The sequence below is a fragment of the Aeromonas taiwanensis genome, from assembly GCF_000820165.1.
Classification (GTDB): domain Bacteria; phylum Pseudomonadota; class Gammaproteobacteria; order Enterobacterales; family Aeromonadaceae; genus Aeromonas; species Aeromonas taiwanensis.
Map to the genome: position 1 here is coordinate 1 of NZ_CDDD01000044.1, position 8,135 is coordinate 8,135.

Consider the following 8,135-nt stretch of genomic DNA (forward strand, 5'->3'; position numbering starts at 1 on the left):
CGAGATCGAGGGGGGAGGAAGGGGGCGTCTGCCCGGCGCCGTGGGCGGCGAAGGCTAGCAAGGTCAGCAGTAGGCAGGGGCGAAACAACATGGGAAATCCTCCATTACTCCCTGATAGCGGCTGTGGCGGCGTTTTCTTGAGAGCTTCGCAAAGGGGCTTGCCACCTCCCGCGAGATAACAAGAGCGGGGCTCGTGGAAGCGCGGCCTGATGGCGGGGCGCTATGGCTTCATATGGCAAAGCAATGCCGGATTTGATCGTTCCCTCATCCCATTCCCACGTGTTTCAGTAAGGGCATGCAGAGGCGGGGCACCCCCGCAGCTGGCCACCCCCCTCATCAGGAGAAACACCATGTATCTGTTCCACTGTTACGGCGACCTGGCTCTGACCTTGACCCATCTGTTCACCGACCGGGAGCGCTATCGCCATGAGCACCTTGACCCACTTGCCTGAACTCGATCTCGGGCAGCTCGATGCCTCGCCCAAGCAACGGGCGCAATTCCTGACCGCCTTGCGCAATGCCGCCCGGGAGGTGGGATTCTTCTACCTGACCGGCCACGGCATCGATCCCGAGCTGCAGCGGCAGTTGCAGCAGCTGTCGCGCGCCTTCTTTGCATTGCCTGCCGCCGCCAAGCAGCAGGTTGCCATGGTCCATTCCCCCCACTTTCGAGGCTATAACCTGCCGGGGGCCGAGCTGACCCGTGGCCAGCCCGACTGGCGCGAGCAGTTCGATATCGGCGCCGAGCGCAGCGCCTTGCCACTGGCCGCGGGCGCTCCGCCCTGGTGGCGGTTGCAGGGGCCGAATCAGTGGCCCGATGGGCTGCCTGAGCTCAAGCCCGTGCTGCTGGGCTGGCAGCAGGCGATGACCCGGATGTCCCGCACCCTGCTCGGCGCCTTTGCCGAGGCGCTCGCGCTGCCGCCGGATGCCTTCGATGCCTTGCACGGAGAGCGCCCCAACGAGCACATCAAGCTGATCCGCTATCCCGGTGAGCGCGGTGCGACCCAGGGGGTGGGACCTCACAAGGACTCGGGGTTCCTGAGCTTCCTGCTGCAGGATGACCAACCCGGCCTGCAGGTTGAGGTGGAGCCCGGGCGCTGGCTCGATGCACTCCCCCGTCCCGGCACCTTTGTCGTCAACATCGGTGAGCTGCTGGAGTTGGCCAGCAACGGTTACCTGCGGGCGACCGTGCACCGGGTGGTGCCGTCGGCGCCTGGGCAGGAGCGCCATTCCATCGCCTTCTTCCTGGGGGCACAGCTCGATGCCGTGGTGCCCGTCTACCCGCTGCCAGACGCCCTGGCCAGCGAGGCGAGGGGGCCGGCCACAGACCCGGACAACCCGCTTTTGCGGGAGGTGGGGTGGAATTACCTCAAGGGACGACTGCGTTCCCACCCGGATGTGGCCCAGCGCCATCATGCCGATCTGCTGCCGGCGCCCCGGGCGCTGGTGGTCGGCGAAGCCTACTGATTGCATCGAAAGGAATCTCAAGATGAAGCAGAACAGACGACTGTTTTCCCTGACCGGCGTGGTACTGGCCCTCGGGCTCTCCTTTTCCTCCCAGGCGGCCCAGGCGCTGCGGGTGGCCGCCGATCCTTTGCCCCATGCCGAAATCCTTGGCGAGGTGAAACGCCAGGATCCCACCCTGGACCTGCAGGTGATAGAGCTCAGCGGCGGCATCAATGCCAATGAACTCCTGGTGGCGGGGGATGTGGATGCCAACTACTTCCAGCACGTTCCCTACCTCAAGGATCAGGAGAAGGCGCTCGGCACCGAGCTGGTGGTGGCCGCCACCGTGCATGTGGAGCCGCTCGGCATCTATTCGAAGAAGTTCAAGCGGCTTGAGGAGGTGCCGGCCAAATCGGTGATCGCCTTGCCCAACAACGTCACCAACCTGAGCCGGGCGCTCTACCTGTTGCAGAGCAAGGGGCTCATCACCCTCAAGGCGGGCTATCAGGATCCGGCCCGGGATCTGGCCACGGTGCAAGACATTGCCACGAATCCCAGGGAGTTCAAGATCCTGGAGATCGAGTCACCCCAGCTGCCCCGTTCGCTGGACGATGTGGATCTGGCGGTGATCAATGGCAACTATGCCCTGGAGGCGGGGCTGGAGCCGGCTCGGGATGCCCTGGGGCTGGAGAGTGCCGAGCATAACCCTTACGCCAACATCCTGGTGACCACTCCGGCGCTCAAGGATGATCCGCGGATCCGCAAGCTGGCGCGGGAGCTGGAGTCCAGGGCGATCGCCGAGTTCATTCGCAAGAGCTACAAGGGGTCGGTGATCCCGGTGGCGGGGCAGCAGTCATGATAGCGCTCGAGGGGCTGGGCAAGCGCTACCCCGGGCACTCGCAGCCAGCCCTGGACGGGGTGTCGCTGGCGATCCCGGACGGGGCCATCTATGGCATCCTCGGGCGCAGCGGGGCGGGCAAGAGCACCCTCATCCGTTGCCTCAATCTGCTGGAGCGGCCGACCAGCGGCCGCATTCTGGTGGACGGGCGTGACATCACGGCATTGGAGGGGGCGGCCCTGCGCCGCCATCGCCAGGCTTGCGGCATGATCTTTCAGCATTTCAACCTGTTGCATGCCCGCAACGTGGCAGACAATGTGGCGGTACCGCTGGAGATCGCCGGGGTGGCGCGCCGCGAGCGGTCAGCCAGGGTCGCCGAGCTGCTCGAATTGGTGGGGCTCTCGGAGCACGCGCACGCCTTCCCCTCCCGGCTCTCGGGCGGGCAGAAACAGCGGGTCGGCATCGCCCGCGCCCTGGCCGGCAACCCGTCCCACCTGCTGTGTGACGAGGCGACCAGCGCGCTGGACCCGGAGACCACGGAGTCGGTGCTGGCGCTGCTTGCCGACATCAACCGCCGACTCGGACTCACCATAGTGCTCATCACCCACGAGCTGGACGTGGTCAAGGCCATCTGCGATCACGCGGCGCTGCTCGAGCGGGGTGTGCTGGTCGAGAGCGGGGCCCTGGGCATCCTGCTGGCGGATCCTGGCTCCCGCGTGCGGCAGGCCCTGCTGCCGGATCCCGAGGCCCAGCGCCGCTTCTTGCGGCGTCACGGGGTGGAGGAGGCGCGTCTATGCAGAGTCGCCTGAACCTGGATGCCCTGCTCGACCTGATGTATCAGGGGACTGTCGAGACGCTCTATATGGTCGGGGTGGCGGCCCTCTTCACCCTGTTGCTGGGGTTGCCGATCGGAGTACTGCTGGTGGTGACCCGCAAGGAGGGCGTGCTGCCGCTGCCCCGCGTCAACATGGTGCTGGGGCTGTTTATCAACATCGGGCGCTCGCTCCCCTTCGTGGTGCTCTTGATCGCGCTGATCCCCCTGACCCGGCTGCTGGTCGGTACCACCCTTGGCAGCACGGCGGCGATCGTGCCCATCACCCTGGGGGCCTTTCCCTTCTTTGCCAGGGTGGTGGAAAATGCCCTCGATGAAGTGGACAAGGGGCGTGTCGAAGCGGTGCTCGCCATGGGGGGCAGCGGCTGGCACGTGGTGGCCAAGGCGTTGTTGCCCGAGGCGCTGCCAGCCCTGCTGGCCGGGCTGACCCTGACGGTGGTGATGCTGATCGGCTTCTCCTCCATGGCGGGGGTGATCGGCGGTGGGGGGCTTGGGGATCTGGCCATTCGCTACGGGTATCAGCGCTTCGACGATCAGGTGATGGCGGGGACCGTCGTCATTCTGCTGCTGTTGGTGCAGCTGGTGCAGGGCGTGGGGGATCGGGTGGTGCGGGCACTGGCCCATCGCCGCTAGGGGAATCTCCCTTCATCAGGCTGCCAGCAAGGTGCCAGCCAATAAAAAAGCGAGCCCGAGGCTCGCTTTTTTGCAATGACATCAAGGGGTCAACTTAGTTGACGCGACGCTTGAATTCACCGGTACGGGTGTCGATTTCGATCTTGTCACCGATCTCCACGAAGGCGGCAACGGCCAGCTCGTAGGAGGTACCCTTCAGGCGGGCAGGCTTGGTCACTTTACCGGAGGTGTCGCCACGGGCGGCCGGCTCGGTGTACTCGACTTCGCGAACGATGGTGGTCGGCAGCTCTACGGAGATGGCTTTCTCGTTGTAGAAAGTCACTTCACACAGATCTTCCATGCCGTCTACCAGATAGTTCAGCGCGTCACCCAGGTTGTCTTTCTCGACGTCGTACTGGTTGTACTCGGTGTCCATGAAGACATACAGCGGGTCGGAGTAGTAGGAGTAGGTGCACTCTTTACGCTCCAGCTGAACGACTTCCAGCTTGTCGTCGGCCTTGAAGACGGTTTCGGTGGCGCTGCCGTTCAGCAGGCCTTTCAGCTTCATCTTGACCACGGCGGAGTTACGGCCGGATTTGTTGAATTCAGCCTTCTGGACCACCATCGGCTCGGTGCCGATCATGACTACGTTGCCAGCGCGGATTTCCTGTGCGGTTTTCATGTAAAAAATTCCTGTTCGTGAAACGGACGGATAAAAACTGCCAGATTATATACGGCTTTCTAAAAATTTCACCAACCTCGTGACGAGATCCCCACCGGCAAGCAACTTCTGTGACCAGGCTCCCCCATGTTGCTGCCAGATGGCGCCGTATCGCGGCCATTGGGCCCAGAGTTCGCCGACATCCTGCCCATGGTTGAGGGCGAGATTGACGTCGCGCAGCCACTGGCCACACTCGGCGGGCAAGTCCTCCAGATAGTGGTCGAGGAAGTCCTCCAGCTTGGCGATGTGGGCCTCATCATCCTGGGGGTAGATGTGCCACAGGAAGGGGCGCGCCGCCCACTGGGCCCGCACGAAGGAGTCCTCCCCGCGCACCAGGTTGAGGTCGCAGCTCCACAGCAGGTGATCGTAGCCGGCCTGATCCGTCATCGGCAGCAGCTTGATGGCGAGGCTGCCCGAGCGCAGCAGATCTCCCGCCCGGGCGGTAGGGATGGCCTCTGCCAGCCCGGCGCCGGTGAGCACGTCGTTGAGGGAGCGGCCGAGCGGCAGCAGCAGGGTGACCGGCGTGGCGCCCTGGCTCCAGCTCGCCACCAGGCTCCTGAGCGCCGCGCTCTCGTAGGTAAAGAGGCTGACTCTCAGTTCATTTTCTTGCCTGGGTGGCAGGCCCAGACTCGCCCAGTAAACATCGAGCCCCGCCTCGTCCTGCTGCCAGCGCTCCCGCTCGGCGATAAGCCCCCGCTCGCACAACAGGCCGCCCGTTTTCTGCGTGAAGCCCGGGAAGAAGAAGTACTTGTCGAGGCTGCGGTTGCCCACCCGCTGGGGGGAGGCGAGACCGTGGCAATCCTCGACCCAGGCTTCGGCGGAGAGGTACTCCAGGTTGATCCAGCAGGGGGCCGGGGATTGCGCCGCCATGCGCTGGATGAAGGGGGCGGGCAGCGTGCAGGCGAACGCCTCGATCACCACCCGGGCCGGGATGGCCTCCGGGGGCAGGTCGTCGTGCCAGCGCTGGACATAGACCCCCTGTTGCCACTGGCCTTCCAGGGCGGGGTCCAGGCCCGGGCAGATGCGGGCGAAGCTCGCCAGATCGTCCACCCAGAGCCGCACGCCGGTGCCCCCGGCCTCCTGCTGCAACTGGCGGGCGAGCCGCCAGGTGACGCCGATGTCGCCGAAGTTGTCCACCACGGCGCAGAAGATGTCCCAGTCGAACGGGGGGAGAGGGCTTGTCATGGCGCGGGATCCCAGATGCAAAAAAACCGGTGCGCAGGGTAGCACACCGGTGACTTGGCTTCTAACCGTCAGGCTTGCGGATCACTCCTTGCCGTAGACGTTGTTCTCCTGCTCGCGCACCCGGATAAAGGTGGTGCGCTTGGTCAATTCCTTGAGCTGGCTGGCGCCGACGTAAGTACAGGTTGAGCGCACGCCGCCCAGGATGTCGCGCACGGCGTTTTCCACCGGGCCGCGATAGGGCAGCAGCACCGTCTTGCCCTCGGAGGCGCGGTACTCGGCGACGCCGCCGGCGTGCTTGTCCATGGCGCTGGACGAGCTCATGCCGTAGAACTTCATGAAGGGGGCGCCATCCACGTCGACGATCTCGCCGCCGCACTCCTCGTGGGCCGCCAGCATGCCCCCCAGCATCACGAAGTCGGCGCCGCCGCCGAAGGCCTTGGCCACGTCCCCCGGGCAGGTGCAGCCGCCGTCGCCGACGATCTGGCCACCGAGGCCGTGGGCCGCATCGGCGCATTCGATGATGGCGGAGAGCTGGGGATAGCCGACGCCGGTCTTGACCCGGGTGGTGCAGACCGAGCCCGGGCCTATGCCCACCTTGACGATGTCGGCGCCGGAGAGGATCAGCTCCTCCACCATCTCGCCGGTCACCACGTTGCCCGCCAGGATGACGTGGTTAGGGCAGGCCTCGCGGATCTTGCGCAGGAATTCGACGAAGTGCTGGGAGTAGCCGTTGGCCACGTCCACGCAGATGAAACGCAGCGCCTCGGACATGGCGAGGATCTGGCGGGTTTTGACGAAGTCCTCGTCCGAGGTGCCGGTCGATACCATCACGTGGCCCAGCACGGCCGGGTCTGTCTCATCGACGAAGGTTTGCCACTGCGCGAGGCTGTAGTGCTTGTGTACCGCCGTCATCATCTCGAAGCCGGCCAGGGCACGGGCCATGGCGAAGCTGCCGACGGTGTCCATGTTGGCGGCGATGACGGGCACCCCCTGCCACTGGGTCCGGGTGTGCTTGAAGGTGAACTGGCGGGTCAGGCTGACTTGGGAACGGCTCTTGAGAGTAGAGCGCTTGGGGCGAAACAGGACATCCTTGAAACCCAGCTTCAAGTCTTCTTCGATACGCATTACGAATTCCTTATTGAGCCTTGTTGAACGTCACTTTTGCAGTGGCAGATTTTCGGCAGGCACAAAAAAACCGGGGGTTTTCAGGGCCTCCGGTTTACAGCAGTGTAGGCAAAAATCCCGCCAGAACAAGACTGATAATTCGTGCCCCGCTGTGGTAGCCTTTGGCGTCACAACCTGAGGATGGCAGACAGTGTCATCCAGCACCTTTTTCTCCCCCCGTTTTCCCCCCTTTTGTCGCTTCTCCCCTTGCGCTGCCGGCACGGATTGTCGCCTGCTGGCGGGATCGCCATGGGCTGTTCGCCGGAGGCCGAGAATCCGGTTGACCCGCCGGGCGGCTGTGATAGATCTGGGCCCAGGTTACACAAGGCGAGAGAGCGAGATGGGCAAAATGATGGTGGGCGCGGCCATGCTGCTGGCGTTGTGCGGCAGCGCGATGGCGGCGCCGGCCAGCTACGGCTGGATCGAGAAGGGGCTGCTCATGCCCTCCGGGGTGGCGGTCAAGATGAAGCTGGATACCGGTGCCCTCACGTCCTCTCTGGATGCCCGGGAGCTGCGGCACTTCAAGCGCGACGGCAAGCCCTGGGTGCGTTTCAACCTGGAGCTGACCGATGCCAATACCGACAAGGTGGTGCGCCAGACCCTGGAGCGGCCGGTGGAGCGCAGCGTCACGGTGCGGGGGGCGGGCGGCATGGAACAACGCCCCACGGTGACCATGAGCATCTGCGTCGGCGACAAGGTCTATGAGGAGTGGTTCACCCTGCGGGATCGCAGCAAGATGATCTATCCCGTGCTGATTGGCCGCCGTCTGCTGGCCGAACTGGGGCCTGTGGATGCGCGGCGTACCTTCACGGTACAGCCCAGCTGCCGCTGAGGGCGTGGAGAAAAAAACGGGGGCCAGGCCCCCGTTTTTCATGGCTGAGCGGCGGGCTAGCTGCCGCTCATGCCGAACGCGGCGGGGCGGGCAGCAGCACGCTCACCTCCAGCCCCCCCTGCGGCCGGTTGTGGATGTCGAGATCCGCCCCGTGCAGCTGGGCGATGCGCGAGACGATGGCCATGCCGAGCCCCACGCCGTCCCCCTGCTGGGGGTTGACCCGGAAGAAGCGCTCGCTCAGCCGCGACAGGGCAGTGGTGGGGATGCCGGGACCGTTGTCCCGCACATCCACCCGGACCCGGTTGCCCTCCTGGCTGACCATCACGGCGATCTCGCCACCCGCCTGGGTGTAGCGCAGCGCATTGTCGATGAGGTTGCCGAACATCAGGTCCAGCAACATGGCCTGCCCCATCACCTGCAGATGCTCGCCCCCCTCCAGGGAGAGCTGCTGATCCTTCTTCAGGGCGATGGGGGCCAGGGTGGCCAGGGCCTGCCTCTTTTACACATC

At 64.9% G+C, this 8,135-nt stretch carries 7 protein-coding genes and 2 pseudogenes; 5 read left to right on the forward strand and 4 right to left on the reverse strand.

Features of this window, described 5'->3' with window-relative positions; translation table 11 throughout:
• Positions 1 to 426: 426 nt before the first annotated feature.
• The 4 genes and pseudogenes from BN1136_RS07525 (at position 427) to BN1136_RS07540 (ending at position 3,746) form a co-directional block, all read left to right on the forward strand.
• Positions 427 to 1,464, forward strand: a complete 1,038-nt coding sequence (locus tag BN1136_RS07525) for an isopenicillin N synthase family dioxygenase (RefSeq protein ID WP_043762164.1) — start codon at positions 427 to 429, stop codon at positions 1,462 to 1,464.
• A gap of 22 nt (positions 1,465 to 1,486) precedes the next feature.
• Positions 1,487 to 2,302, forward strand: coding sequence for a MetQ/NlpA family ABC transporter substrate-binding protein (locus BN1136_RS07530; RefSeq protein ID WP_043762163.1), 816 nt, complete (start codon positions 1,487 to 1,489; stop codon positions 2,300 to 2,302).
• Positions 2,299 to 2,961, forward strand: a pseudogene (locus BN1136_RS07535) (methionine ABC transporter ATP-binding protein); the annotation flags it as partial. The gene BN1136_RS07530 and the pseudogene BN1136_RS07535, both read left to right, overlap by 4 nt.
• A 113-nt stretch (positions 2,962 to 3,074) precedes the next feature.
• Positions 3,075 to 3,746 (forward strand): methionine ABC transporter permease, encoded by a 672-nt coding sequence (locus tag BN1136_RS07540; protein ID WP_043762237.1) that lies wholly within the window; start codon positions 3,075 to 3,077, stop codon positions 3,744 to 3,746.
• A gap of 94 nt (positions 3,747 to 3,840) precedes the next feature.
• Here the strand turns inward: BN1136_RS07540 and efp are convergent, their stop codons facing one another.
• The 3 genes from efp to BN1136_RS07555 form a co-directional block, all read right to left on the reverse strand.
• The gene (gene efp, locus BN1136_RS07545) at positions 3,841 to 4,407 is read right to left on the reverse strand and encodes an elongation factor P (protein ID WP_010673788.1); all 567 of its coding nucleotides are present in this window, start codon (positions 4,405 to 4,407) and stop codon (positions 3,841 to 3,843) included.
• Positions 4,408 to 4,452: 45 nt separating this feature from the next.
• Complete coding sequence (gene earP / locus BN1136_RS07550; RefSeq protein WP_043808303.1) at positions 4,453 to 5,631, reverse strand: elongation factor P maturation arginine rhamnosyltransferase EarP; 1,179 nt, start codon at positions 5,629 to 5,631, stop codon at positions 4,453 to 4,455.
• An 81-nt stretch (positions 5,632 to 5,712) separates the two neighbouring features.
• Positions 5,713 to 6,756 carry a GMP reductase gene (locus tag BN1136_RS07555; protein WP_043762161.1) on the reverse strand — a complete coding sequence of 348 codons (1,044 nt, stop codon included), beginning with the start codon at positions 6,754 to 6,756 and terminating at the stop codon, positions 5,713 to 5,715.
• Positions 6,757 to 7,135: 379 nt separating this feature from the next.
• Here BN1136_RS07555 and rloA3 point away from each other — a divergent pair, with 379 nt between their 5' ends.
• The gene (gene rloA3 / locus BN1136_RS07560) at positions 7,136 to 7,627 is read left to right on the forward strand and encodes a retropepsin-like aspartic peptidase RloA3 (protein WP_231557846.1); all 492 of its coding nucleotides are present in this window, start codon (positions 7,136 to 7,138) and stop codon (positions 7,625 to 7,627) included.
• Between the two features lie 67 nt (positions 7,628 to 7,694).
• Here the strand turns inward: rloA3 and BN1136_RS07565 are convergent.
• Positions 7,695 to 8,114, reverse strand: a pseudogene (locus tag BN1136_RS07565) (sensor histidine kinase); the annotation flags it as partial.
• Positions 8,115 to 8,135: the final 21 nt, after the last annotated feature.